Here is a 24,828-nt window from a genome sequence, read left to right as displayed (position 1 = left end):
CAATTCGCGTATTCAGGTGCGCGCCGTGTTCAGGCGGGAAGGAATTTCGGCAGGCCGAGCTGCAACCCTTTTCCGGGCAGCGCCATCAGGGTCGAGGTCCCATGCGCCACAAGTTCGTCGGCGGCATCGAAGATTTTGGCTTCGGTGTAGCTCAGCTGGCGACCGGCGCGCAGGCAGCGGCCTTCCGCGCGCAGGTGGCCGCTGGTGACGGCCTTGAGGTAGTTGAGCTTGAGATCGACGTTCACCAGCCCCGCATCTTCGGGAAGCCGAAGAAAGCCGGCCCAGAACGTCGCCGTATCGATCAGCGTGGCCAGCACGCCGCCATGCACGATGCCGAACGGCTGCAGATGCCGCTCGCCCAGCTCCAGATCGATGCGACAGCTGTCGAACTCCAGCGCCTCGATGGTCATGCCGATCAGATGCGGATACGGCGCCATCTTTACGCTGTCGCGGATGGCTTGCAGGTAGGCGGGATTGGGCGTCATGGGGCGCAGCCTAGCAGCACGGATGCCCCAGAGCTTTTTCGGACGAGCCTGTCGGACTGTCGGCTTCGGCGGGACGCGCTGCCCGACGGGACGGGGGTGCTCCGCCCCTCCGGACGGCATCCCTGCCTTTAGTCGGGGCCGCGGACCATCCTGGTCCGCTCTCCGCACCCCCATCCCATCGGGCAGCGCTTACCGCAAACGTTGTGATCGCCGCTTCGGCATCAATGCTCTTCTTCTCCCCGCGCGCGGGGAGAAGATGCCCGAAGGGCAGATGAGGGGGAGCGAGCGAAGCGAGTTGCTTCGCTTTTTGCCAACGCGCCCGAGACGCGTGAGGGGCAGGCGGCGCCGGTGGGGTAGGCGTGACTGTCAGCGGCATGGATGCCGCTGACAAGCCTCCATGGACGGATTCACGGCGTGTCACGACTACCCCACCGGCGCCGCCTGCCCGCTAGTGCAGCGAGGCCGCGGCGCCTTTTCGTCCAGCAAAAGCAACAGCAAAATGATCCCGGCATTCGCCGGGATGACGAGCGCGACTCTAGCCGTTAGCGCAGCGCAGATTCTCGAAGTCCGGCTCTTCAAGCTGCCGCACTTCGCATTCCAACTCCCACTCGTTGCCGTGAACCATAAGAAACCGGTGCGTGTGTTCGATCGCTTCCTGCAACGAATCCGCCTTGATGATCGCGTAGCCACCGATGACCTCCTTGGTCTCGGTGAAAGGCCCGTCGACGACACTGGTCTTGCCGTTGCGCAACTTCACCCGCACGCTCTCCGAAGTCGGACGCAGACCGGCCGTGTCGAGCAACACGCCCGCCTTGGTCATTTCCTGAATCAGGCGGCCCATGTCCGCCATGAGCTGCTCGCTCGGCTGCTGACCGGTGCTCTCGTTGACCCGGACCATGGAAAGGAATCGCATTGGACTGCTCCTGTGGTTGACCCCGATTAGGGCGGGACAGGCGAAATGCCTGCTCTTGCCAGTACGACGAACCACCGAAGCCCGGATCGACATCCCACCCTTCGACTCCTCGCGGTGACCGCGGCCGCGCTCAGCCCCCGCCGCGAAGCCTGCGAAACACCCCCAGGATCGCTCCGGCACTACGCTCGATGTCATCCACCGACGTCGCCCAGTTCGAAACCGAGATCCGCATCGCCGCCAGATCGTGCCAGGTCGTGCCGCTGAGCCAGCAAGTGCCCTCCTCCTGCACACCGGTCACGACGGCACGCGTCAAGTCATCGTCATCACCGAAACGCACCAGGACCTGATTCAACACCACATCGTTGAGCACCCGCACTCCGGCTTCGGCGGACAGCCGCTCGGCGATCTGCCGGGCGCGGGCGCAACAGTTCTCCACCAGCGCAGCGACGCCCGCCCGGCCCAGCGTGCGCAGCGTCGCGTACACCGGGATGCCGCGGGCGCGGCGCGAGAACTCGGGGACCCAATCGACCGCGTCGCGCTCCAGTCCCGCGGTCTGGATCAGGTAGGCCGCGACCGAGGTCATCGCGGTGCGATGCGCTTCCGCATCGCGCACGATCGCGACCCCGCAGTCGTAAGGAACGTTGAGCCACTTGTGCGCATCGGTGGCCCACGAATCCGCCAGCTCGATGCCGTCGGCCACCCCATGCAACGATTCGCTCGCTCGCGCCCACAGGCCGAAGGCACCGTCCACGTGCAGCCAGCCGCCATGCGTGCGCACGATCTGTCCGATCTCGGACAAGGGATCGAACGCGCCGGTATTCACGTTGCCCGCCTGCGCGCAGACGATCACCGGACCTTCCAGGCCCGCCAGGGTTTCGCGCAGGCGTTGCGGCAGCATGCGTCCCTGCGCATCGGTCTCCACCCGATGCAGCGAGCGCGTGCCGAAGCCGAGATAACGCAGCGCCACATCGATGGTGATGTGCGACTCCGCCGAGGTGACGACATGCACGCGCGGCGCACCATGCAGCCCCTCGACTTCCACATCACAACCGACCTTGCGCAACACCCCATGCCGCGCCGCGGCGAGGCAGGTGAAGTTGGCCATCTGGCAGCCGGTGACGAAACCGACACCGGATTCGCGTGGAAGGTCGAACAGATCCAGCAGCCACTGCGCGGCGACTTCCTCCAGCGCCGCGCTCAACGGCGAGATGACATGGATGCCGGCGTTCTGGTCCCAAGTCGACACCAGCCAGTCCGCCGCCAACGCCACCGGCAGCGACCCGCCGATCACGAAACCAAAATAGCGAGGCGACGCGCAGGCCGACGTGCCCTGCGGCGCCTGCGCCGCGAGCAGGTCGAGCACCGCCGCCGCGTCCTCGCCCTGGGGTGGCAACGGCGCGCGCAATGCCGACATCAGCGCTTCGCGATCCAGGCGCGCACCCACGTGCCGCTGCGGTAACTCGCGCAAGTAGTCGGTGGCATGGGCGTGCGCACGGTCGAGGCAGCGGGTGAACTCGCTGGTGTCGAAGCGATCGTTGCTCATCGGGTTTCCTCCGCGGGAAGGCCGACAGTTTGCTCCAGCTCGCGGCTTACTGCCGAGGCAGGACCGAGAGGATGCGCCGCCGTTGGCGTTTTAGGGCCTTGGCGGCGAATCTGCGCAGCGGCGCGCGTTCGGAACGTTTGAAAGGCGAGGCGCGGCCGCAGCGCTCCAGCACGAGGGTCAATTCACCCGCCACACCCAGCTGTTCGGCCAAATGCTGATCGAAGCGCAGCTCGGCAACCGCGGCCATGCCGCACTGGCTGCAGGCGCGACGCTCGAGCACGAGCAGCCGCACTCGACGGCGCCAGCGATGCCAACGTGCGTCCTTGTCGGAATTGCGCGCTCGCTCCTGGACCGACCGGGCGCGTTCGGCGCTGCGCGCGATCGCGGCCTGGCACTCCGGCCAGGTCAGCGTGCTCCAAGGCAGTCCTTGTAATGACGCACGCAACGCGGCCAGGCTCTCTTCGGCGGCCTGCCGTTCCTGCGCATGGCGCTTCTTGACGCGACCGGAGGCGCGGCGCGCGCGACGCACGGCCTGGCGTAGCAACTGCCGATCGGCGGGGTCGTGCGCCCGCTCGGCCAGGCGTTCAAGGACCTCGACCAAGGCATGGGCATCGCGCAGTTCCGACAGATCGCGATTGACAGTGCGCAACGCGCGATCGATCAGCGTGGCGTCCACGCCGAGCCGCGCTTCTCCCAGCGCCAGCACCGCACGCGCGCGCCGGATCGCCTTGCGTGCCTGATGGGTGCCCGCATGCACGTGCCCGGTACGCGCAAGGCCTTCGCGTGCCATATCCAACTCGTGGATGGCGTAATCACGCAGCGCGGGACCGAACGTGTCCGCCGGCGATCGCGCGACCTTGGCCATGGCCGACATCCTCAGCGAGAGGCTCGGTCGCACCGTACCCGAAAAAGGCCCGCCTTGCGGCGGGCCTTGGATCCAATGTGACAGCCGATTTTGACCGTCGCTGCAAAGCGATCCGATCAACCGCCCGGCGGCATCTTGCCGCGCTGCGCATCGACCTCGGCGCGCGACAGCATGCCGTTGCCGTCCTTGTCGGCGGTAGAGAAGTTCTGCAGCAGCGGGCTGGTCTGCGGCAGTTCGTCGCGCGACAGGTTGCCGTCGTTGTTGAGATCCATGTCGTCGAACGGCGTCGCGGCGTTGGCGGTGGTGGCCGGCGTTTCGGACGTCGGTGCCGGCAGCGTCGAGGTGGGCTTCGTGCCGTTCATGTCACCGGTCGACGCCGTGCTGGTTCCGGTGGTGTCCGCGGGTGTGGTCACGGGCGGTGGTGTCGTAGTGGCCGGGGTCTCAGCCGGCGTGGTCTCAGCGGGTTTGTTCTCGTAGGCCGTGTTGTCGGCCTTATTGGAGCGATTGCAGGCGCCGGCGAATGCCGCGGCCGCGATCGCCAGGGCCAGGAGAGAAAGTTTGCGGGAGGTCATTGCCGTCTCCTTGGGTTGCTGCGGCGTATTGCAGCGCAAAGCTCGCAGTACGGATGTAAATGGACGGTGGAGTCTTCCGCAGCAAAACGTGTTGTGGGCGCGGCTGCCGCAGTCACCTTTGCAATCCGTCAGCGCGCCGTCATCAGCGATCCCTCGCCCCGCTTGCGGGGAGAGGGACCGCGTCGCGAGCGACGCAGGGTGAGGGGACGTGTCGGTGGTAGCTATTCCGGCACGGGCAGTCGGCGCCGGTGGGCAGTCGCGACACGCCGTGAATCCGTCCATGGAGGCTTGTCAGCGGCATCCATGCCGCTGACAGTCGCGCCTGCGGCACCGCCTGCCCTCCCATACATCTCGGGTGCGTTGGCAAAAAGCGAAAGCAACTCGCTGCGCTCGCTCCCCTCATCTGCCCTTCGGGCATCTTCTCCCCGCTCGCGGGGAGAAGAAGGAGCTGGTAGCGCGCGTGACCGAAGCGGCGATCACAACGCTCGCGGCGAGCGCTGCCCGATGGGATGGGGGTGCGGAGAGCGGACCAGGATGGTCCGCGGCCCCGACTAAAGGCAGGGATGCCGTCCGGAGGGGCGGAGCACCCCCGTCCCGTCGGGTAGCGCGTCCCACCGAAGCCGGCGGCTCTTCAACCAGCACAAACAAAAGCCAAAGTCGCTGGATCCCGCCTTCGCGGGTATGACGAGCAAGAACAAGGGATGACGAGCAAAAACATTGGGACGACGAGCAAGAGCAAGAGATGACGAGCAAAAGCAAAGGCTTTGGCGTATAAGGCACCCGTCACCCCGGAGCCGCTCATGAAATCACTCAAACTTGCCGTTCTTGGCGCCATCGCCGCCGTCGCGTTCGCAGCGCCTTCCTTTGCCGCGCTGAAGACCGGCGCCAAGGCGCCTACCTTCACCGCACCGGCCTATCTCGCCGGCAAGCCCTTCACCTTCAAGCTCGCCGATGCACTGAAGAAAGGCCCGGTCGTCGTGTACTTCTTCCCCGCCGCGCACACGCCCGGCTGCAACATCGAAGCTCGCCTGTTCTCCCAGGCCATCGACCAGTTCAAGGCACAGGGCGCGACCGTCATCGGCGTGACCGCGGGCAACGTCGATGAGCTCGCCGATTTCTCCAAGGAAACCGAACACTGCGGCGGCAAGTTCCCGGTCGCCGCCGACCCCGGCGCCAAGATCGCCAAGCAGTACGACGCGATCCTGGACAAGAAGCCGGAATGGGCCAGCCGTACCTCCTACGTGATCGCGCGCGATGGCTCGATCGCCCATGTGTATTCGGAGATGAATCCGAACAAGCACGTGCAGGAAACTCTGGACGCGGTGAAGGCGCTGAAGAAGTAAACCGAACACCGTCGCGAACGAACAAGGCCCGCTTTCGCGGGCCTTGTCGTTTCATCACTACGCGGAGCGCATTACCAGATACGCACACGCTGCTCCGGCGCCACGTACATCGCATCGCCCGGCTTCACGTCGAACGCCTGGTACCAAGGGTCGAAGTTGCGCAGCGGCCCGTTGGCGCGGTACTGCGTCGGCGAGTGCGGGTTGGTCTTGATCAGATTGACCAGGGCTTCGTCGCGGTACTTGCCCTTCCACACTTGGCCCCAGGCGAGGAAGAAGCGCTGGTCACCGCTCAAACCATCGATCACCGGCGCCGGCTTGCCCTTCAGGCTGAGCTGATAGGCCGTGTAGGCCATCGACACGCCGCCGAGGTCGCCGATGTTCTCGCCCATGGTCAGCGCACCGTTCACGCAGGTGCCTTCGATCGGGCAGAAACCGTCGTACTGCGCGCCCAGGGCCTTGGTGCGCTGCTCGAAGTTGGTGCGGTCCGAATCCGTCCACCAGTTGCGCTGGATGCCGGCGAAGTCGGACTTGCTGCCCTGGTCGTCGAAACCGTGGCCCATCTCGTGACCGATCACCGCACCGATGGCGCCGTAGTTCACCGCCGGATCGGCGTTGAGGTCGAAGAACGGCGGCTGCAGGATCGCGGCCGGGAACACAATCTCGTTAAAGGTCGCGTTGTAGTACGCGTTGACCGTCTGCGGCGTCATAAACCACTCGTCGCGGTCCGGACGCGTACCAATGCGGCGGTTCTCGTCGTCGCGGTTGTAGCGGCGCATCTGCATCACGTTCGCCATCAGGTCGCCCGGGACGATGCTGACGCTGCCGTAGTCGCGCCACTTGTTCGGGTAGCCGATCTTGGGGCGGAAGGTGTCGAGCTTGTGATAGGCCTCGGCCTTGGTCGCCTCGCCCATCCAGTCGATCTTCTCCAAGTTGTGGCGCATCGCCACGCGCAGGTTGGCGACCAGCTGATCCATCGCCGCCTTCGCCTGCGGGGTGAAGTGGCGCTCGACGTACAGCTTGCCCAGCGCGTCGCCCAGGCCGTCGGTGTCGCCGACCAGGGCCACGCCGCGCTTCCAGTCTTCGCGCTGCGCCTTCTGGCCGCTAAGCACGGTGCCGTTGAAGGCGAATGCGGCGTCGTCGATCTCGCGGCTCAGCAGCGGCGCGTTGTTACGAACGGCGTGGAAGGTCAGGTAATCGCGCCACACCGGCAGCGGCGTGCGCGCGACAACGTCGAGCACCGGCTGCACCGCGCTGGGCGTGATTACATTGACGCGGTCCAGCGCTTGCATGCCCTGCGCGCGCACCTGCGCGGCCCAGTCGTAGCCGGGATACTGTTTGGCCAGGTCGGCGAACGACACGACGTTGTAGGTCTTGTCGCGATTGCGCAGCTGCGCGCGTTCCCACTGCGGCTTGGCCAGTTCGGTTTCGAGCGCGAGGATCGCTTCGGCGCGCGCCTTCGCATCCTTGACCCCGGCGAAGCCGAGCATGCGCTGGATGTGTTCGACATAGGCCGCGCGAATCTTGACGAAGCGCTCGTCGCCATTGAGGTAGTAGTCCTTGTCCGGCAGACCCAGTCCGCCGACGCGCAGGCCGACCAGATATTGATTGGGATCCTTGCGGTCCAGATCGACACCGAAGCGCACCGGCGCGGTGGTGGCGTCCAGCTCGCTATTGCCGAAGGCGGCGATCAGATCGCCCTTCGACTTGATCTTGCCGATGCGCGCGAGCACCGGCTGCAGCGGCTTGATGCCGGCCGCGTCGCGGGTGGTGCGGTCCATGTAGCTGGCGTAGTAGTCGCGCACCTTCTGCGCGTCGCTGCCCGCGGCCAGGTCCTTGCGCTGCTGCAGTTCTTCGATGATCGCGTGGACTTGCGCCTCGGACTGGTCGCGCAGCTGGTTGAAGGAGCCGTACGAAGTCTCGTAGTCCTTCAGCTGGTAGGTATCCAGCCAATGGCCGTTGACGTAGCGGTTGAAGTCGTTGCCCGGCTTGATCGCCGTGTCGCGCGCGGCCAGATCGACGCCGAAACTCCCCAGCTGCGGCTTGGTCTGAATATCGGCGGCGTTGACCATCGGAATGGCCGTCAGGGCGACGGCGAGCGCCAGCCCGAGGCTGAGCGGTGAGCGTTTCATGCGTTATCCCCGTGGAAAGTCCACGGAGCCTAGCTCAGCTCCGCCCCGCAGTCGTAGGCCGATGGTTGGGGCGGAGCGCCGGGGCGCCGGGACTTTGCCGACTCAGGCAGCCGGTCTTGCGGACGATGCTGACGCGTTCAGCCGGCATGGGCTCGCTACGTTGCGCCCATTCCCCAACGGGCGTAGTGATATTCCCCCGCCGGGGGGACTTGAAGATGCTGCACATTCCCGAGGTAGACGAGATCCTTTTGAACGCAGTGCTCCGAGTGGCCCACGAAGAGGGCTCACATCGCGAGTGGAAGGATCTGGAACCCGCACTCGCGGCCACCTGGGAGCGCATGCGCAGCCCATCGGCGCCGAATTGGGAGGAAGTCGCGGAACGGGTGCATGGAGCGATCAGCGAACAGGCGCCGGCTGCGCCAACCCCTTCGCCACCGCATCGTCGATGAGTCGCAGCGTCTCGCGCTCCGCCTGCTCGCTGAGCCGATCCATCTGTTCGCCCAATTCGTCCATCTGCTTGCCCAGCGCCTCCATGGGCTTGCCGGCCTCTTCCATCTGGCGGCCGAGCGCTTCCATCGGCTTCGCCTGCTCTTCCATGCGCTCGCTCTCCGCGTCCATGACGCGGGACTGCGCATCCATCTGCTCCGACAGAGCATCCTGCTGCGCCGACAAGGCATCCATCTCGCGGGAGAGCTTGTCCTGCTGCGCCTCGTTGGCGTTGATCATCGCCGTCGCCAGCTCAGCCTGCCGCGCACCCAGCGCTCCCTGCTGACCTCCCAACTCCTTCATGCGCTTGGCGGCCGCTTCCATCGCGGGACTCTCGCCACCATCGGACAGCTTGTCCATCTGCGCGCTGAGCGCGTCCATCTTGTGGCTGTGCACTTCCATCTGTGCATCGAGCGCTTCCATGCGCGCGTCGAGCTTGTTGGTTTCCGCCCACGCCTTCGTGGCGCGATCGAGCGTGGCCGGATCGACCACGACGTAGGCCTGGTCGCCTTTGCGGAACCAGAGGAAATCGCTGCCCATGCGGCTGCGCACGGCCTTGATGTCGTCGATGTAGTCGGTCGATCCCGACATGGTGAAGCCGTCGTGGCCCTTGCGGACCAGCGCATAGGTCGGTCCCGCATAGGGCTCGTGCAGGCGCACGTGGCCCTTCTCGCCGTTCGCTTTTGCCACGGCCGAGGTTGCGGCGGCCTTCGCCGAGGCCGACTTCGCAGAAGCCGCGGCCGGCGCTTCGCGATCGATTTGCGCGTGTGCGTAAAACGCCAGGCATGCGGCGGCCAGGCCGATGAGGGGGAAGGCAATGCGTCCGCTGCGGCGCTGCAGGCCGGGACGGACGAGTTGTTCGATGCGGGACATGAGAGGACCTCCGTGGGCGGTCAGGGCCAGTGACGGCGTGGCGAACGATGGCGTGGTGTGGGATGCGACGAATTCGGAGAGTTCGGACAAGGCCAGGGCGAGACGGCGCGGCTCGCCGATGACCTGTGCGGCGAGCTGGTCGGCGATGTGCTCGCGTTCGCTGCGGATGCGGCGCGACAGCCACCACGTCACCGGGTGATAGAACAGCATCGCCTCGACCGCGCCCTGCAGCAGGTTGAGCAGATAGTCGTGGCGTCGTATATGCGCGAGCTCGTGCGCCAGCAGCGCTTCGAGCAGATCCACGGGCATACGATTGATCAGCGCTACCGGCAACAGCACCACCGGTCGGAACCAGCCGACCACCGCGGGCGTGGCCAGTGAATCGACCAATCGCAGCGCGATGGGCTTGGCCAGGGCGAAGCGTGCGGACAAGGCATCCAGGCGCGCCTGCCACGCCGCTTGCGCGGTGGCCTGCGGAGTCGCGCACAGGCGCTGAATCCACCAGACGCCCGTCGCCATGCGCAGCGACAACACGCAAGCGCCGCAGGCCCAGAACGCGACGATCCACGGCAGTGCGGCGTCGATGCGCGACGCCAGGCCAACCGTCGCCGTCGCGATGACAGGCAACGCGATCGTGGGTGATGCCGCCGTTAGCGAAGCCGCTCCGGCTGGCGCGATCGAAGTCGCCACTTCGGCGTCCTGCAGCAAGAACCACACGATGTCGGCGATCGGCGCGAGCGCGCAGGCCAGCATCGCCACGCATGCGACGGCATAGCGCGCCTGCGGACGGGCATTGCGAAGCGCGTGCAACAAGACCGCTGCGATCAGGCCGATCAAGGCGCCCTGCCAGAGGAAGTGCAGCAGTGCCCTTCCCAGCGCCGGAACCAGCAAGGCCAACAGCGTCGTCAATGGCTCACTCATCGCCCGTCTCCTTGAGGAAGCGGCGGATTTCCTCGCGCTCCTTGGCGGTCACGTGCTCGTTCAAGGCCGCCATGACCAGCGCCTTGCCCGAGCCGGAGAAAGCTTTGTGAATCAGATCCCGCAGCAGATTGGTCTGCAGCGCGTCCTGCGCATGCGCCGCGGCGTAGACATGCGAGCGCTGGCTCTCGTCGCGCATAAGCAAGCCCTTGCCGTGCATCACCTGCATCAGGCGCAGCACCGTCGCGTACGCCAGGTCGGGCTTCTCGCGCAGCCGCTCCTGGTGCACGTCGCGTACCGTCGACGGCCCCAATCGCCAGATCACCCGCAACAGGTCGAGTTCCGCAGCGGTCGGCTTCGGCGGCTTGCGTGACTTTGTGGCGGCTTTGCTCATCGCAGCGGGCATACAGGGACGATGGGCGCACCCTAGCCCATGTAGACCAGACTGTCTAGACCTTTTTGTCTATGTCATAAGTCATGGTTTCCCGCCAGTCTCCGTCGGCTTCTTGGTACTGCAACATTCCGCTCATTCCTGCCTAACAGCCCAACGACGATCATTAACGGCTCCCACAGCAGGAGCAATGCGATGAGTGTCAAACCAATTCCGTCCGGCTATCACAGCATCACGCCATCGGCCGTGGTGAACGACGCCAAGAAGGCGCTGGATTTCTACGCCAAAGCCTTCGACGCCAAGGAGACTTATCGCCTGCCGGTGGGCGATAAGATCGGGCATGCGGAAATCCAGATCGGCGATTCTCGCCTGATGCTGTCCGACGAATTCGAGCAATGGGGCGCACTGAGCCCGACCAGCCGCGGTGGCGCGACCGGCAGCTTCCTTATCTACGTACCGGATGTCGACAAGGCGATCGACAAAGCGGTCAAGGCGGGCGCCAAGGTAGTGCAGCCCCCGGAGAACCAGTTCTGGGGCGACCGCATGGGCACCGTGGAAGACCCGTTCGGCCACAAGTGGATGCTAGGGACCCATATCGAGGACGTCAGCGACGCGGAGATGCAACGCCGCGGCGAGGAATGGGCGAATAAGCAAACCAAGCAATAGCCGCCGATTGAAAATGTGCAGCGAGTGGACGCCTTGCGCGTCCACTCGCATGCTGGCCGAACGTGATGCCCCGCCCTACTTCGCGATCAGCACCAGTAACGATCGCGCTTGCAGGCCGTATACCGTCCATTCGCCGCCGATCAACGCTTCCGAACCCGGCGCTACGAACGTGTTCGCGCCTTCGTTCCAGGTGGCGGTGTCGGTGACGCGGTACCACTGCTTGCCGTTACCCGGCCACGGCAGGGTGAAATTCACCTGCGCCGACCAACCGTTGTAAGCGACGTAGATCGCGCTGGCGGTATCGCCGAACTCGCTGCCGTCGATGCGCCACGCCAGCGCATGATTACTGCTGCTGTTGAAGTACGCGGCATCGGCCACGGCGCCGTCCGGCTTGAACCAGCGCAGCTGCTCCATCACGTTGCCGTTGTTGTCCACGCTGGAATAGAAGCCGGAAGGCCGTAGCGACGCGTGCGCCTTGCGGAACGCGATCAGCCGCTTGCTGAAGGTCTCATGGTTGGCCTCGACGGTGTCGCGCGTCCAGAACAGCCAGTTCGCCGAGGAATCCAGGTTGTAGGCGTTGTTGTTGCCGAACTGGGTCCGCAGCACTTCGTCGCCGCCCGTCATCATCGGCACGCCGGCGCTCAGCATCATCAGGCCCATGCCGGTGCGCGCGGCGCGGCGCTGGTCGGCGGCCACGCCGCCCTGGTCCCAGCTGTTGTTGTTGTCTTCGCCGCCGTCGGAAGGCCCATAGGGCCACGGCTGGCTGTTCTGCTTGGTGTTGTAGGAATACAGGTCGTTGAGGGTGAAGCCGTCGTGGGCGACGACGAAATTTACCGAATGCCAGGGCATGCGGCCGTCGTCGCCGTACAGGTCGGACGAGCCCGCCAGGCGCGAGGCCAGCGTGCCCATCGTCACCACGTCCACGCCCATCTTGTTCTGCTTCTTGCGGATGGCATCGCGGTAGCCGCCGTTCCATTCGGCCCAACCGCTGGGGAAGCCGCCGACCTGGTAGGAATTGCCGCCGATCGCCCACGGCTCCGCGACGAGGTCGACGCCGCTGCCCCCACCGGCCGGACGCGGCGGCAACTCTGCGACGATGCGATTGAGCGCGTTGCCCGCATCCATCTTGTCGAAGTTGTAGCAGCCGTGCTGGCAGGTGTTGCCCAGCACAGAGGCGAGATCGAAGCGGAAGCCGTCGACGCCCAGCGTGCTGCGCCAGTACGCCAGCGAGTCGACGATCAGGTTTTGCGCGACGGTATTGCGCGTGTTGTAGTTGCCGCCGACGCCGGTGTTGTCCCAGGAATGCTGGAAGTCGCTGGTGAGCGAGTAGTACGTGGGATTGTCGAGGCCGCGCCAGGACTGGATGTTGTAGACGGTGAGGCCATCGGTGCCGCCCCACGCTCCGCCCTCGCCCGTGTGGTTGTAGACCACGTCGATATAGACCTTGATGCCGGCGTCGTGGAACGCCTTGACCATCGCCTTGAACTCGCGCGTGGGCCCGCCCGCGCTTTTGTCGGAGGAATAGCGGCGGTCCGGCGCGAAGTAGTTGAGGGTCATGTACCCCCAATAGTTGTCCCCGGTATCCGAATTCGGATCGACGTCGTTGGTGTCGTTCTGGGTCTCCTGCACCGGCAGGAATTCGACCGCGGTGACACCGAGGCCGGCCAGGTACGAGGCCTTCTGCGCAGCGCCCGCGTAGGTGCCCCGGATGCCGGCGGCCAGACTCGTGTCGTCCTTGGTCAGACCGCGCACGTGCACTTCATAGACCACGTCGTCCTTGAATGCACGCGTGGGCTTGGTGCCGAACGAAGTGGTGTCCGTCGCCAGCACGATGCCCTTGGGCGCGCAGGCGCCGCTGTCCTTGTTGCGATGGGTGGCGCCGCTGGCGTAGATCGTGCCGTCCGCGCAGGCCGCGGTCTGCGGGTCCTGGCTGATCTCGCGTGCGTATGGATCGATCAGCAATTTGTTCGGATTGAAGCGGTTGCCGCTGGCGTCGATGTCGGTGACGAAGCCCAGGCTGCTGCCCTTGGTCCATGAACTGTTGTAGGTCCAGTTGGGGCCCCAGGCGCGGTAGCCGTAGTAGACCGTTCCGGTGACGCCGTAGGTGTTCTGCAGGGTCGCCACCGAGGCCGTCTTCGACCAGACATTGGTCGCCGCGTCCTTGGTCATCACGTAGTGCACCACTTCCTGCGCACCGGACGCTGTCTTGTAGATCCACACCTCGATGCGCGTGGCGCGCGAGGAATAGACCTTGAAGGTAATGTTGCTCTGGGTGCCGTCGTACTTGGCGCCGAGGGCGTACGCATCGATCGCCGCCACCGCTGGCGACGCGATGCCGAGCGACAGTGCCGCGCAAACCACGACGCTGGCGACCAGTCCGTTCCACTGCCGAAACCGCTCACGCATTTGCCTTCCCCAGGAAAAGCGCGTCCTTTCGCGCCGGCGCACTGTCGCCCGAGGTGCAACTGCACAATGACCGCGGACGCGCAAATGCAATCGTATTCAGGCAAAAGATGTGGCCGCTGGGCTCGCTGCCGCGCGTTTTTCGCCACGTTCACGCGGTCCGAATCCCTCGTTCCGGTAGGTTGACGCACATTCGTGTTCTCGCCCGCTGGGGACGCGTGCCGTGCCGGCGCTTTTGCCGTGGCCCGTTTTCCCCCAGCCCGCCGTTGCTCCTCTATGTCCACGCAGGGGTTCGCCATGGAAATGGAACGACGCCGCAGTCCGCGCCACAACACGCTGATGGCGATCATGGTCACCCCGAACGGCCATCGCCACAGCGCGACCGTGCTCGACGTGTCCGAAGGCGGTGTGCGGATGCGGCTGCCGGACGACTACTGGCTGCCGACCGACGGCGCCTCGTTGCGCCTGTTCTTCGAATTCGACCCCGAGCATCCGGTGGTGATCCAGGGCCGCGTCGTGCGGATCTGCGTCGACCACATGGGGGTGAAGTTCGCCCCGGCGCAGGAGCGGCAGATCCACGAACTGCTGACCAATCTGAGCTGAGTCCGCCTTCGGAAACATGCAGGCTGAATTTTCCGACGACGAAGCCGCGAACGCCCTGCGCGACTGGTTGGATGCGCACCGCTCCCTCTTCGTCCTCACCGGTGCAGGCGTGAGTACGCAGTCGGGCATTCCCGATTACCGCGGACCCGACGGCGAATGGAAGCGGCGCGCACCGATCACCTACCAGGCCTTCATGCAGGATCCGGCGATGCGGGCGCGCTACTGGGCGCGCAGTTTCATCGGCTGGCCGATCGTCGCGGCCGCACAGCCGAACCGGGCGCATGCCTCTTTGGCCTCGCTGGAATCGCGCGGGCAGTTGTCCCTGCTGGTCACGCAGAACGTGGATGGCCTGCATGAACGCGCCGGCCACGCGAACGTGGTCGATTTGCACGGCCGTATCGATCAGGTCGTATGCATGGTTTGCGCGACCCGCGTTTCGCGGGCATCGGTACAAGACCTGCTCGCCGAAGCGAATCCGCAATGGCTTGCGATCACCGCCACCACCGCGCCCGATGGCGATGCCGATCTGGAACACGCGGACTTCAGCAACTTCAAACCGCCGGCGTGCGCACAGTGCGGCGGCCTGTTGAAACCGGACGTGGTGTTTTTCGGCGAAAACGTGCCGCGGCAACGCGTGCAAAGCGCAGCCGAAGCGCTGCATCGCTCCGACGCCATGCTCGTGTGCGGCTCCTCGCTGATGGTGTATTCCGGCTTCCGCTTCGCGCGCATGGCACGCGAGGCGGGGCTGCCGCTGGCGATCCTGACCCGCGGCCGCACCCGTGCCGATGAGCTGGCCACGCTCAAGCTGCACGCCGACTGCGCGGCGACGCTGGCCGCCGCGGTTGCGGACGAAGTCGAGGCCGCTACAGGCGATTGATCCGCACTACCCGATTGGGGGACACACGCGCCGATCGTGTCCGCATCGCCTGCCAGTCGGCGTTGTCTTGGGCTCTCCCTGCAGAACCCATGCACATGAACGCCGACAGCAATCCCGTCACGCCCGATTCCATCCTCCAGCTCGGCCTGGGCTTCTGGGGTTCGAAAACACTGCTGAGCGCGATCGAGCTGGGCGTATTCACGGAACTGGCGAAGGGTCAGCTCGATGGCGCGACGCTCGCCGGCCGGCTCGGCCTGCATCCGCGCAGTGCACGCGACTTCCTCGATGCGCTGGTGGCGCTGCGCATGCTCGAACGCAACGGCACCGTCTATGCCAACACGCCGGCCTGCGACCTGTTCCTGGACCGTGCCAAGTCCTCGTACGTGGGCGGCATGCTGGAGATGTGCAATCGCCGGCTGTATCCCTTCTGGGGCTCGCTCACCGATGCGCTGCTGAGCGGCGAGCCGCAGAACGAAGCCAAGCGCGGCGACGATTTCTTCGCCACGCTGTACGCCGATCCCGCGCGTCTGGAAGGGTTCCTGAGAGCCATGACCGGCGTCAGCCTGGGCGCGGCCGCGGCGATCGCGGCGAAGTTCCCGTGGCACGAATACCGCACGTTCATCGATATCGGCGCGGCGCAGGGCGCGGTGCCGGTGCAGTTGGCCAGGGCGCACCCGCATCTGACCGGCGCCGGCTACGACCTGCCGCAGGTGCGGCCGATCTTCGAGGAGTACGTGCGCGCGAACGGTTTCTCAGATCGCTTGAGCTTCCAGACCGGCAACTTCTTCGAGGAGCCGCTGCCGAGCGCGGACGTGCTGATCATGGGCCACATCCTTCACGACTGGGATCTGGAGCAGAAGCGCCACCTGCTGGCGAAAGCCTATGACGCACTGCCGGCCGGCGGCGCCCTGATCGTCTACGAAGCCCTGATCGACGACGAGCGCCGCGAGAACGCGCTGGGCCTGCTGATGAGCCTCAACATGCTGATCGAAACCCCAGGCGGCTTCGACTACACCGGCGCGGACTGCATGGGCTGGATGCGCGAAGCCGGCTTCCGGGAAACGCGTGTCGAGCACCTGCTCGGCCCGGACTCGATGGTGATCGCCATCAAGTAGCCGCGCGCCAAGCACACGGGGCCGAGTGGAGGTTTAATAGGGCCTGCCCCGGTGCCTGGAGCTGTCCATGCGTGTCCATTTCCACGGCGCGGCCGGTGAAGTCACCGGCTCGCTGCACGAAGTCGAAGCCGCCGGCCATCGGCTCCTGCTCGACTGCGGCATGATCCAGGGCAGCCGGGAAGCGGAACAGCGCAACGCCGAACCCTTCCCCTTCGACATCCCGCGCCTGGATGCGCTGGTGGTGAGCCACGCGCACATCGATCACATCGGGCGCATTCCGCTGCTGGTCAAGCGCGGCTTCCGCGGTCCGATCTTCGCGCAGGAAGCCACCGCCGAACTGATGCCGATCATGCTGCTCGATGCCGCGACGATCGCCGAGAACGACGCCGAGCGTGCCAACCGTCGCGGCGAAAACCACCGCAACGGGAAGCCGCACGCGCAGCCGCTGTACACACGCGCCGATGTCGAAGTCGCGATGCGCCAGGTCCGCTCCCTGCCCTACGACCAGCGCAGCAACGTGTTGCCGGGCATCGATATCGTCTTCCGCGATGCCGGGCACATCCTCGGCTCGTGCATCGTCGAGGTCCACGCCGACGGCAAGAAACTGGTGTTCTCCGGCGACCTCGGCCCGAAGGGCACGCCGATCCTCCGCGATGCCAGCCTGATCGATCGCGCCGATCTGGTGCTGATGGAATCGACCTACGGCGATCGCCTGCACCGCAGCCGCGACGCCACCATCGCCGAATTCGGCGGCATCCTCGAGCATGCGTGGCGCGAAGGCGGCAACATCCTCATCCCCGCCTTCGCGGTGGGCCGCAGCCAGGAGCTGCTGTACTGGTTCGCCCGCCACTGGAACGACTGGAACCTGTCGCGCTGGCAGATCTTTCTCGACAGCCCGATGGCGCACAAGGTGGTGAAGGTCTACGACCACAACCAGGACCTGTTCGACGAGGACGCACGGCGCGTGTGGGCCGAACGCCCCAGCCCCTTCAAGTTGCCGAACCTGCGCCTGACCGAAACGCCGCAGGAATCGATGGCGATCAACGAGGTCGACCGCGGTGCGATCATCATTGCCGGCAGCGGCATGGCCAACGCAGGACGCATCCTGCACCACCTGCGGCAACGGCTCTCCAATCCACGCACGCACGTGGTGTTCGTCGGCTACCAGGCCGAGGGCACGCTGGGACGACGGCTCGTCGAGGGTGCGCGCTGGGTGCGCATCCACGGCCACGACGTGCGCGCCAACGCGCAGCGCCACACCATCGGCGGACTGTCGGCGCATACCGACCAGCACGGCCTCATCGAGTGGTACGGACATATCGCCGATCACCCGCCGCTGGTGCTGGTCCACGGCGAAGACAAGGCACGCGAGGCGCTGGCGGGTGAAATCGGCGAGCACTTCGGCATCACCGCGACGCTGGCGACGCCGGGCTTGATTGTTGAGGTCTAGCCGACGACGCGCCCGCATCATGATTTCCCCAGCGCCGAGGACTACCATCGCTTCCTTCCCCAGCGCGGAGCGGACGACATGGCGACGGCAAGCGGCATGACACGAGCATGGGCGGCGCATGCCGTCGGCGGACGCCTGGAGCCCTTCGAGTTCGATCCGGGCCCGCTCGGCGATGAAGACGTCGAGATCGCCATCGAGCATTGCGGCATCTGCCATTCCGACCTGTCGATGCTGGACAACGACTGGGGTGGAACCCGCTATCCCTTCGTGCCGGGCCATGAAGGCATCGGCCGCGTGGTCGCGATGGGTCCGAACGCCAAGGGCCTGACGATCGGCCAGCGCGTGGGCATCGGCTGGAACGCCTACAGCTGCCTGCATTGCGAACACTGCCTGGCCGGCAAGCACCATCTGTGCCGCAACGTCGTCGGCACGATCACCGGGCGCCATGGCGCCTTCGCAGAAAGAGTCCGCTGCCACTGGGTCTGGGCCGTGCCGCTGCCGGAAAACCTGCCCGCCTCGGAAGCCGGACCCTTGCTGTGCGGCGGCATCACGGTCTTTTCGCCCCTGCAGTTGTTCGACATACCGCCGACGGCGCGCGTCGGCGTGGTCGGCATCGGCGGCCTGGGCCACATGGCGCTCAAGTTCTGTCGCGCCTGGGGGTGCGAAGTGACCGCCTTCACCTCAAGCGATTCCAAGGCGGAGGAAGCGCGGGCGTTCGGCGCGCATCGCGTGGTATCCAGCCGCGACAGCGCGGCGATCAAGGCGCTCGCCGGTTCCTTCGACCTCATCATCGACACCGTCAACGTATCGCTCGACTGGCCTGCGCTATTCACCGCGCTCGCACCGGGCGGCCGCCTGCACGTGGTCGGCGCGGTGCTGGAGCCGATTCCGGTGATCGCCTTCGCCTTGATTGGCGGCGAGAAGAGCCTGTCGGGCTCACCGACCGGATCGCGCTCGGCGATCGATTCGATGCTGGGTTTCGCGGCGCGGCACGGCATCGCGCCGCAGACGGAGCATTTCCCGATGAGCCGTGTGAACGACGCGATGGATCATCTGCGTGCGGGGAAGGCGCGGTATCGGATCGTGTTGGATGCGGATTTCGCATGAGGCGCTTCGGCTGAAGCGCTCGGCGCCGGAACTTCGCCTGGTGGAAACGCGTCCTGGTCCATAGTGTCCCCGCTGGGCTCGGAGGATGACGCATGCGAATCCTGATCACGGGTGCTACCGGACTGGTCGGCCAGGGCGTCCTGCAGGAATGCCTGCAAGCCAGCGACGTCGAGAGCGTGACCGCACTGCTGCGGCACCCTACGGGACGCTCCGATCCGCGGCTGCGTGAAGTGCTGGTTGCGGACTTCGCCGCGCTGGATGGGGTCGAGGATGAGTTGCGTGGGCTGGACGCGTGCTTCTACTGCGCCGGTGCGCCACCGATCGGCACGCCCGAAGCGCAATACCGCCATGTCACGCTCGACCTCACCCTCAACGTGGCGCGTACGCTGGCCCGTCTGAATCCTTCGCTTCGCCTGCTCTACATCTCCGGCGCACACTCCGACCCCAGCAGCCACCTCATGCCCTTGCGCGTGAAGGGCGAAACCGAACAGGCATTGGGCGCGTTGCCATTGCGCACCACGATGCTGCGCACCGGCGGCATCCAACCCGTTCATGGCGAGCACTCGCCGCACAAGGCGCTGGATGTCTTCTACCGGATCGGCGGCCCGGTCATGGGCCTGGGCGTAGCGATGGCCCCTGCACTGTTCACGACGACCGCCCATGTCGGACGCGCGATGCTGGCGCTGGCCCGTATGCCCGATCCGCCGCGCATTGTGGAAAACGGCGAGATCAATCGGCTCGGCGCGTGAGTCTCGGTGCGCCCTTTCTTCAGAGATCAAATGGGACAGGGGCAATTGGGCGAGACAAGCTTTCCCTCGTCCTCTCTTTTTCAACCAGTCTCGACGAACACCGAGGGCTGGCAAGCGGGCACGTCAATCGTTCGTTGAATGCTCCCGTCGCAAAGAATGAAATGCTGGCCGGATGCGGACCGTACGACCCCCATCCACATCTCACCATCCACTCCTTGAATTCGGACAGCGAACCAGTACGGGAGGCCTTCCTTATCCGCGGCCTCCGCACATCCCCATGCGGCGTCGTCGCTTTGACCCACAAAAACGACACCGCATGACCTGGCGCCAGGTCCCGCTAGCGTGGCCATCTCCGTAGATAGAGCCATTGCTTGCGTTGTTGCGGCAGGTTCGTTCGATTTCTGAGTACAGCCAGCCAACGCAATGCTGGCAAGCAGTATGACTAGCGGTATTTTCATTAAGCCTCCGTCCCCTTGAATGAATGGTCAGACCGCATACCGCCAGCGAAGCCCATGCGGCAGCGACGGCGGACCAAACAGAAAATGGAGGACTCTGCGCAGGCTGCTGCCGGTGGCCTTCGACGAGGCATGCAGCAGCAGAGGACGCATCGCCAGTGCCGATCCGCGCCCAGCCGTACACCGAACCTCCGCGGATCGAGCGCGGATTTCGGAAGCGGCGTTGGGATCGATGCGACCCAACCTGTGGGACCCTGGCACCACCCTGAGTGGGCCATCGTCGTCGCCGCATGGATCGACGTGGAGGCGAACTGCGATCAGCTGCTGCAAGACCTCTACGGGGGGTTGCACGTAGATCGATCCTTCCTTTTCCGACCAGCCACCTAGCGCGGGATTCGCAAGCCTCACCGCTACCGGGATGCTCAGATCCTGATGCACGGGCACCAGCCAGTTGGTGGCGATGGATTTCTCGAAATAGGTGCACTGAGTCGCCATGTAGTCGGGCGGGATCAGCGAGGAAAGCGCGGGATGCTCGCGGATGCGGATGGCGAGAGCGGCGCACCAGTCAAGATCCAACGAGCAGCGCGTGCCAGGCGTGCCCTCGGCTCGTAGCGCTTCGGCAATCTGAAGGCATTCGTCGTCCGTAAGTACAGTGGGTACTAGGACGAAGCCTTTGCCTTCGAATTCACGATAGTGCATGGCCGCCTAACGTTGTCTGCGGGAAAAGTGCACTCTGATTCGCTATGACCTTGTCCGCCTGCCCATCAACATCCTCCGAATGCCCAAAACCATGAACACCACCATAAGGATGGAATAGAGCACGGCAGAAGGGACTAAGCCGAGATGATCGTAGCTCCATTCCAATACGGGAGGCCCTTGGAGCATGGCACCCAACTCCGGATCCGCTAACTTGATCCAACAATCAGTTGCGAAACATAGAAAGACGCCGCCGATCAAGAGAAATATGTTGATACCCGCCATGACTTTTTCGCCTGCGCAGAGAGGAATGGCAGGATACTGATCGACGGGGCAGTCGATTCGAGCAGCCAACGCGCAACAACCCGTTCACAAAATGCGAACAGGGATGGGTTTTCGCACTGTTCAGTGCGCTCCACTCGCCTGCTCACGCAGATCGAACAACCACCGCACCGCCCGCGGAAACTCCGCACGCCACGCCGTTTCGTTGTGCTCGGCTTCCGGCGCGACATGAATGGTCACGGCGACCGTGTCCGGTTGCTTGCGCAGGATCGCCGCCATCTTCTCCAGCAAAGGCACGGATTCATCGCCTTCGCGGCCGCCGATGTACAGGTAGACGCGTGAACCGGCGGGTAGCGGCGCGCGTGTCGCGACCGCGAAGGGCTCGTTGGACACCCAATAGGATGGCGAGAACACGCCCGCCTTCGAAAACACCTGCGAATAGCGATGCAGGGTGTAGTCCGCCGACAGTCCGCCCAGCGAGCTGCCGATGATCGCGGTCTGCTCGCGGCCCGGCAGCGTGCGGTAGTTGGCATCGATATAGGGTTTGACGACGTTGACCACGTCGTCGACGAAGGCGCCGCCGACATTGGGCAGGAAGCGCACGTTCGGATACGGGATCAGCTCGTTGAAGCGCAGCTCGCCGCCGTGATCGATACCGACGACGATCGCCTGGAAACCCTCGTCCCGCGCCAGCGCGTCCATCGCTTCGTCGACGCCCCACTCGCCCGCGTAACTGGTCGCGTCGTCGAACAGGTTCTGTCCGTCGAACATGTACAGCACCGGATAGCGCCGCGTGCCCTGCGCGTAGCCCGGCGGCAGATACACGCGCAGCTGGCGGGCGAATCCCAACTGCGGCATGCGCAGCGGCGGCACGAACACGCGCACGCTGGGGCCGGCGGTGTGCGGCCGTGCCGGCTCGTCCGCAGCGACGGGCAGGCAGGCGAGCAGGAAGGCGAAGACGAGTACACGGGCCAGCATGGGGATCTCCTGAGTCGGATAACACCTTGCTGCACTACGGCACGCGCCGGCCTGTCCCATCCGTCATGCGTCCCGCCTACGCCTTGCGCATGCCGCTGACAGTCACGCCCTGCCCACCGGCGCCGCCTGCCCTCTCACACATCTCGGGCGCGTTGGCAAAAAAGCGAAAGCAACTCGCTGCGCTCGCCTCCCCTCATCTGCCCTTCGGGCATCTTCTCCCCGCGCGCGGGGAGAAGAAGTGCGTGTGATCGAAGCGGCAACCTGCACGCTCGCGGTTAGCGCTGCCCGATGGGATGGGGGTGCGGAGAGCGGACCAGGATGGTCCGCGGCCCCGACTAAAGGCAGGGATGCCGTCCGGAGGGGCGGAGCACCCCCATCGCGTCGGGCAGCGCGTCCTCACCGAAGAGGCGCTCTGGATCCCCGACCCCCTCTTGCTACTACTGCGCGTAGTAGTTGGTGCCCACGGTCGCCAAGCTGTCGGTGGTGATCTCGAGGTGCCAGGTGGTCTTGGGATTGGTGGTCTCGCTGGTCCCGGTCACCGTGATCGGCGTGGTCGTGGTGTTGGTCACACCGAAGTACAGCGTCTTATTGTTGCGGAACGTGTTGTCGCTAACTGCGTAGCCCAAAGTCGCCACACGTAGACCGACGCCGTACAGGCGGTTGTGCAGAATCTGGTTGTTGGCGATGGTCCCGGTCACCGCGCCGATCGCAAGGATGCCGTAGCCCTGGTTGTACTCGATGGTGCAACCCTGGATCGTCACGTTGCGGACGTCCTTGTAGACCTGGACGCCGTTGCTGTCGTTGTGGTGGATCCAGCAGTTCTGGATCAGCACGCCGTCGGTCAGCGAGGTGCCGACCACGTCGGGCTCGATGTCGATGCCGCAGCTGGGCTTGATGCCGCCGGTGTAGCAGAACTGCGAGTCGTACACGCGCACGTTCTTGGCCCGGCCGATGGTCATGCCCTGGCGACGGTTGCCGCTGCAGACCACGTTGGCGACGACCACGTCGTCGCTGAGCACCGTCGTGGTGCCGTCGGCCGCGCCGATGGAGAGGCCATCGCCCCAGCCGTCGGCCATTCGCATATCACGCACGGTCACGCGACTGCAGCCGCGCACCATCACGCAGTGGCCCCACTCCCCCGTGGTGCCCAGGTGCTGGTTGCGCTCGCCGATGACCTGGCCGCCTGAGATCTCGACGTCGGCAATCTTGTAGGCGTTGACGACGTAGTAGCGATCGGCCGCGTTGGGCTTGGCCACCAGCTTCGCATCGTGGTCCAACTGGAAGTGCATGCGGCTGCGCAGCTTCACGGTCTTGACCGCGTCGATCAGATACACGCCCGCCGGGACGACGACGGTGCCGCCGGTCGTGGGCAACGCGTCGATCGCACGCTGGATTGCCGCGGTGTCGTCGTGGATGCCATCGCCGTAGGCGCCGTAATTGCGCACGTCGAGCACGGTCGTGCCACGGGCGCGCGTAGGCGGCACGAACACGTCCGATGCAGCCTCAGGAGCCAGGAGCTCGGCCGGCAGCGGCTTGCTCAGGATCACCCCCGCCACGGCGGGCAGCGCCACGGTGCCCGCGGCGAACAGCGCGAGCTTCGAGGACTGAAGCAGGAAATCGCGGCGCGCACCGGCCCGCGCGTGCACGCCGTGCACGAGTTCGTTGGCACTCATGTCTTCCCCAGACGGCCAGCGTGCGCAGCGGCGTGAGGCTTCCGTGCACCGCCGGTCGCGGCATTGGCGACCCGGATCGGTCAGGGGAAAATGTAGAGATTCGGTGAAGAAAGTCAGCGTCGCGATGCGCGATCTGTGAGGCGCTTCAAGCAAACGCCCGAGTGTGACTCGTTCATGTTTTTCTGACTCGGGAAATCGCGCATTTGCGGTGTCGCGCTCAGCTAGGTGAACGGCGCTTTGCGCAAAACTTCGCGACAGAACGTGCTACGGCATTGTTCCGTCGCAACTTCGACCGTTAACGGTTAGCGAGCGCGTAGTCGATGGCCGCACACACCGCCGCGACCTGCGCGGCGTTGCACTGCTCGGGCGTGGCGCGCGGGCTGTCCGGATAGACCTCGGTGGTCGTCTTGTAGCGCGCATTCGTGATGCTGGCGCAGAGCCCGAGTTGCTTGAGCGGATACTCGATGACACCCGGCGCGACGACCGGCGAACCGATGATTTCGCCCTTGTGGTCGGCCGGCGCGATATGGGTGACCTTGGCGACCGCGGCGATCACCGCTTGCTGGAACTGTGGCTGCGGGTGCTCCGCATCGTCCACCAGGTAGAAGCCGTCGGGGATCCAGCCGGGCTCGAACGCCTTGCCGTCGCGCGCGGCCAGCGCGGGACGGAATTCGGATTCGTCGCTGTCGGTGGTCTCGTGCAGATCGATATGCACGAGGAAGCGATCGCGCAGCGGTGCGACCAGGCGCAGCAGCGCGGCGGATTCCTCTGCCGGACTGTTGTCGCGGAACGAGCGGTTCGGATCGATCGCATGCATGTTCCAACGATGAATACGCTCATACGCCCAGGGGCTGATGCAAGGTGCGACCAGCAGATTCACGCGACCCGCGTAGTCCGCGGCGTGCTGATCGACGAATTGCAGGGCGCCGTGCACTCCGCTGGTCTCGTAGCCGTGCACGCCACCGGTCACCAGCACGCAGGGCAGATCGTCGCTCCAGTCGCGGCTGCGGATCGCGAACAGCGGATACGTGTCCGGCCCGTAGGCGAGCTGGCCGTACTGCTCCACGTCGAAGCGCGAGCGCAGGCGCTCGATCACGCTGAGCACGTCCGCTTCGTAGCTGCGATGCCGGGTCTGTCGCGACAGCCATAGCGCCTTTTCCGCATCGCCCCAGGGTTGGCCGGCCTTGCCAATGGGATAGAAGGCAGTGGACGTCATCGGCGGGCTCGCTTCGTGCGCGTTTTGGGGAGCCGCACTT

21 protein-coding genes are annotated in these 24,828 nt (G+C 65.4%); 8 read left to right on the top strand and 13 right to left on the bottom strand.

The features are described from left to right. Positions 1 to 29: 29 nt before the first annotated feature. From ACYVJ8_RS04185 to ACYVJ8_RS04165, 5 genes are all read right to left on the bottom strand, one after another. Complete coding sequence (locus ACYVJ8_RS04185) at positions 30 to 485, bottom strand: PaaI family thioesterase (RefSeq protein ID WP_460709624.1); 456 nt, start codon at positions 483 to 485, stop codon at positions 30 to 32. A gap of 535 nt (positions 486 to 1,020) precedes the next feature. Beyond that, positions 1,021 to 1,398: a YciI family protein gene (locus tag ACYVJ8_RS04180; protein WP_460709623.1), complete on the bottom strand. Its 378-nt coding sequence runs from the start codon at positions 1,396 to 1,398 to the stop codon at positions 1,021 to 1,023. A gap of 130 nt (positions 1,399 to 1,528) precedes the next feature. Next, positions 1,529 to 2,941 (bottom strand): pyridoxal phosphate-dependent decarboxylase family protein, encoded by a 1,413-nt coding sequence (locus tag ACYVJ8_RS04175; RefSeq protein WP_460709622.1) that lies wholly within the window; start codon positions 2,939 to 2,941, stop codon positions 1,529 to 1,531. 46 nt (positions 2,942 to 2,987) lie between these two features. Beyond that, the gene (locus ACYVJ8_RS04170) at positions 2,988 to 3,806 is read right to left on the bottom strand and encodes a CHAD domain-containing protein (protein WP_460709621.1); all 819 of its coding nucleotides are present in this window, start codon (positions 3,804 to 3,806) and stop codon (positions 2,988 to 2,990) included. A 116-nt stretch (positions 3,807 to 3,922) separates the two neighbouring features. Further along, positions 3,923 to 4,378: an EF-hand domain-containing protein gene (locus tag ACYVJ8_RS04165; RefSeq protein WP_460709620.1), complete on the bottom strand. Its 456-nt coding sequence runs from the start codon at positions 4,376 to 4,378 to the stop codon at positions 3,923 to 3,925. An 800-nt stretch (positions 4,379 to 5,178) separates the two neighbouring features. Here ACYVJ8_RS04165 and ACYVJ8_RS04160 point away from each other — a divergent pair. Continuing rightward, complete coding sequence (locus ACYVJ8_RS04160) at positions 5,179 to 5,721, top strand: peroxiredoxin (RefSeq protein ID WP_460709619.1); 543 nt, start codon at positions 5,179 to 5,181, stop codon at positions 5,719 to 5,721. A gap of 71 nt (positions 5,722 to 5,792) precedes the next feature. On the opposite strand, the gene ACYVJ8_RS04155 is transcribed toward ACYVJ8_RS04160, so the two are convergent. The 3 genes from ACYVJ8_RS04155 to ACYVJ8_RS04145 form a co-directional block, all read right to left on the bottom strand. After that, positions 5,793 to 7,850, bottom strand: a complete 2,058-nt coding sequence (locus ACYVJ8_RS04155) for a M13 family metallopeptidase (RefSeq protein ID WP_460709618.1) — start codon at positions 7,848 to 7,850, stop codon at positions 5,793 to 5,795. Between the two features lie 396 nt (positions 7,851 to 8,246). Continuing rightward, the gene (locus ACYVJ8_RS04150) at positions 8,247 to 10,130 is read right to left on the bottom strand and encodes a M56 family metallopeptidase (RefSeq protein ID WP_460709617.1); all 1,884 of its coding nucleotides are present in this window, start codon (positions 10,128 to 10,130) and stop codon (positions 8,247 to 8,249) included. Continuing rightward, positions 10,123 to 10,521 carry a BlaI/MecI/CopY family transcriptional regulator gene (locus tag ACYVJ8_RS04145; RefSeq protein ID WP_460709616.1) on the bottom strand — a complete coding sequence of 133 codons (399 nt, stop codon included), beginning with the start codon at positions 10,519 to 10,521 and terminating at the stop codon, positions 10,123 to 10,125. The genes ACYVJ8_RS04150 and ACYVJ8_RS04145 overlap by 8 nt, the downstream gene beginning before the upstream one ends. A 192-nt stretch (positions 10,522 to 10,713) precedes the next feature. Here ACYVJ8_RS04145 and ACYVJ8_RS04140 point away from each other — a divergent pair, with 192 nt between their 5' ends. Next, entirely contained in the window at positions 10,714 to 11,184 is a 471-nt protein-coding gene (locus ACYVJ8_RS04140) for a VOC family protein (protein WP_460709615.1), read from the top strand. Between the two features lie 75 nt (positions 11,185 to 11,259). On the opposite strand, the gene ACYVJ8_RS04135 is transcribed toward ACYVJ8_RS04140, so the two are convergent. Continuing rightward, the gene (locus ACYVJ8_RS04135) at positions 11,260 to 13,590 is read right to left on the bottom strand and encodes a glycogen debranching protein (protein ID WP_460709614.1); all 2,331 of its coding nucleotides are present in this window, start codon (positions 13,588 to 13,590) and stop codon (positions 11,260 to 11,262) included. Positions 13,591 to 13,884: 294 nt separating this feature from the next. On the opposite strand from ACYVJ8_RS04135, the gene ACYVJ8_RS04130 reads away from it, so the two are divergent. The 6 genes from ACYVJ8_RS04130 to ACYVJ8_RS04105 all read left to right on the top strand — a co-directional run bounded on the left by ACYVJ8_RS04130 (position 13,885) and on the right by ACYVJ8_RS04105 (position 19,488). Beyond that, positions 13,885 to 14,190: a PilZ domain-containing protein gene (locus ACYVJ8_RS04130; protein WP_460709613.1), complete on the top strand. Its 306-nt coding sequence runs from the start codon at positions 13,885 to 13,887 to the stop codon at positions 14,188 to 14,190. 16 nt (positions 14,191 to 14,206) lie between these two features. Next, complete coding sequence (locus ACYVJ8_RS04125) at positions 14,207 to 15,067, top strand: NAD-dependent protein deacetylase (protein WP_460709612.1); 861 nt, start codon at positions 14,207 to 14,209, stop codon at positions 15,065 to 15,067. 95 nt (positions 15,068 to 15,162) lie between these two features. Then, positions 15,163 to 16,182 (top strand): methyltransferase, encoded by a 1,020-nt coding sequence (locus tag ACYVJ8_RS04120; RefSeq protein ID WP_460709611.1) that lies wholly within the window; start codon positions 15,163 to 15,165, stop codon positions 16,180 to 16,182. 67 nt (positions 16,183 to 16,249) lie between these two features. Then, the gene (locus ACYVJ8_RS04115) at positions 16,250 to 17,632 is read left to right on the top strand and encodes an MBL fold metallo-hydrolase RNA specificity domain-containing protein (protein ID WP_460709610.1); all 1,383 of its coding nucleotides are present in this window, start codon (positions 16,250 to 16,252) and stop codon (positions 17,630 to 17,632) included. Positions 17,633 to 17,710: 78 nt separating this feature from the next. Further along, positions 17,711 to 18,739, top strand: coding sequence for an NADPH-dependent aldehyde reductase Ahr (gene ahr, locus ACYVJ8_RS04110; RefSeq protein ID WP_460709609.1), 1,029 nt, complete (start codon positions 17,711 to 17,713; stop codon positions 18,737 to 18,739). A gap of 92 nt (positions 18,740 to 18,831) precedes the next feature. Then, positions 18,832 to 19,488: an NAD-dependent epimerase/dehydratase family protein gene (locus tag ACYVJ8_RS04105; protein ID WP_460709608.1), complete on the top strand. Its 657-nt coding sequence runs from the start codon at positions 18,832 to 18,834 to the stop codon at positions 19,486 to 19,488. A gap of 485 nt (positions 19,489 to 19,973) precedes the next feature. Here the strand turns inward: ACYVJ8_RS04105 and ACYVJ8_RS04100 are convergent, their stop codons facing one another. The 4 genes from ACYVJ8_RS04100 to ACYVJ8_RS04085 form a co-directional block, all read right to left on the bottom strand. Continuing rightward, positions 19,974 to 20,642 carry a phytanoyl-CoA dioxygenase family protein gene (locus tag ACYVJ8_RS04100; RefSeq protein ID WP_460709607.1) on the bottom strand — a complete coding sequence of 223 codons (669 nt, stop codon included), beginning with the start codon at positions 20,640 to 20,642 and terminating at the stop codon, positions 19,974 to 19,976. A 402-nt stretch (positions 20,643 to 21,044) separates the two neighbouring features. Next, complete coding sequence (locus tag ACYVJ8_RS04095) at positions 21,045 to 21,899, bottom strand: alpha/beta hydrolase (RefSeq protein ID WP_460709606.1); 855 nt, start codon at positions 21,897 to 21,899, stop codon at positions 21,045 to 21,047. 437 nt (positions 21,900 to 22,336) lie between these two features. Next, positions 22,337 to 23,572 (bottom strand): right-handed parallel beta-helix repeat-containing protein, encoded by a 1,236-nt coding sequence (locus ACYVJ8_RS04090; RefSeq protein WP_460709605.1) that lies wholly within the window; start codon positions 23,570 to 23,572, stop codon positions 22,337 to 22,339. 295 nt (positions 23,573 to 23,867) lie between these two features. Further along, entirely contained in the window at positions 23,868 to 24,788 is a 921-nt protein-coding gene (locus tag ACYVJ8_RS04085) for a M14 family metallopeptidase (RefSeq protein ID WP_460709604.1), read from the bottom strand. Positions 24,789 to 24,828: the final 40 nt, after the last annotated feature.

The organism is Lysobacter terrae (assembly GCF_054782215.1).
This window is presented reverse-complemented; position numbering and strand designations above follow the sequence as displayed.

Excerpts from the sequence above, each read along its gene's own strand:
- ACYVJ8_RS04120 (WP_460709611.1), top strand. The coding sequence starts at position 15,163 with ATGAACGCCGACAGCAATCCCGTCACGCCCGATTCCATCCTCCAGCTC.
- ACYVJ8_RS04105 (WP_460709608.1), top strand. The coding sequence starts at position 18,832 with ATGCGAATCCTGATCACGGGTGCTACCGGACTGGTCGGCCAGGGCGTC.
- ACYVJ8_RS04160 (WP_460709619.1), top strand. The coding sequence starts at position 5,179 with ATGAAATCACTCAAACTTGCCGTTCTTGGCGCCATCGCCGCCGTCGCG.
- ACYVJ8_RS04145 (WP_460709616.1), bottom strand. The coding sequence starts at position 10,521 with ATGAGCAAAGCCGCCACAAAGTCACGCAAGCCGCCGAAGCCGACCGCT.
- ACYVJ8_RS04150 (WP_460709617.1), bottom strand. The coding sequence starts at position 10,130 with ATGAGTGAGCCATTGACGACGCTGTTGGCCTTGCTGGTTCCGGCGCTG.
- ACYVJ8_RS04185 (WP_460709624.1), bottom strand. The coding sequence starts at position 485 with ATGACGCCCAATCCCGCCTACCTGCAAGCCATCCGCGACAGCGTAAAG.
- ACYVJ8_RS04130 (WP_460709613.1), top strand. The coding sequence starts at position 13,885 with ATGGAAATGGAACGACGCCGCAGTCCGCGCCACAACACGCTGATGGCG.
- ACYVJ8_RS04155 (WP_460709618.1), bottom strand. The coding sequence starts at position 7,850 with ATGAAACGCTCACCGCTCAGCCTCGGGCTGGCGCTCGCCGTCGCCCTG.
- ACYVJ8_RS04100 (WP_460709607.1), bottom strand. The coding sequence starts at position 20,642 with ATGCACTATCGTGAATTCGAAGGCAAAGGCTTCGTCCTAGTACCCACT.
- ACYVJ8_RS04165 (WP_460709620.1), bottom strand. The coding sequence starts at position 4,378 with ATGACCTCCCGCAAACTTTCTCTCCTGGCCCTGGCGATCGCGGCCGCG.
- ACYVJ8_RS04125 (WP_460709612.1), top strand. The coding sequence starts at position 14,207 with ATGCAGGCTGAATTTTCCGACGACGAAGCCGCGAACGCCCTGCGCGAC.
- ahr (WP_460709609.1), top strand. The coding sequence starts at position 17,711 with ATGGCGACGGCAAGCGGCATGACACGAGCATGGGCGGCGCATGCCGTC.
- ACYVJ8_RS04135 (WP_460709614.1), bottom strand. The coding sequence starts at position 13,590 with ATGCGTGAGCGGTTTCGGCAGTGGAACGGACTGGTCGCCAGCGTCGTG.
- ACYVJ8_RS04115 (WP_460709610.1), top strand. The coding sequence starts at position 16,250 with ATGCGTGTCCATTTCCACGGCGCGGCCGGTGAAGTCACCGGCTCGCTG.
- ACYVJ8_RS04095 (WP_460709606.1), bottom strand. The coding sequence starts at position 21,899 with ATGCTGGCCCGTGTACTCGTCTTCGCCTTCCTGCTCGCCTGCCTGCCC.
- ACYVJ8_RS04175 (WP_460709622.1), bottom strand. The coding sequence starts at position 2,941 with ATGAGCAACGATCGCTTCGACACCAGCGAGTTCACCCGCTGCCTCGAC.
- ACYVJ8_RS04140 (WP_460709615.1), top strand. The coding sequence starts at position 10,714 with ATGAGTGTCAAACCAATTCCGTCCGGCTATCACAGCATCACGCCATCG.
- ACYVJ8_RS04085 (WP_460709604.1), bottom strand. The coding sequence starts at position 24,788 with ATGACGTCCACTGCCTTCTATCCCATTGGCAAGGCCGGCCAACCCTGG.
- ACYVJ8_RS04090 (WP_460709605.1), bottom strand. The coding sequence starts at position 23,572 with ATGAGTGCCAACGAACTCGTGCACGGCGTGCACGCGCGGGCCGGTGCG.
- ACYVJ8_RS04170 (WP_460709621.1), bottom strand. The coding sequence starts at position 3,806 with ATGGCCAAGGTCGCGCGATCGCCGGCGGACACGTTCGGTCCCGCGCTG.
- ACYVJ8_RS04180 (WP_460709623.1), bottom strand. The coding sequence starts at position 1,398 with ATGCGATTCCTTTCCATGGTCCGGGTCAACGAGAGCACCGGTCAGCAG.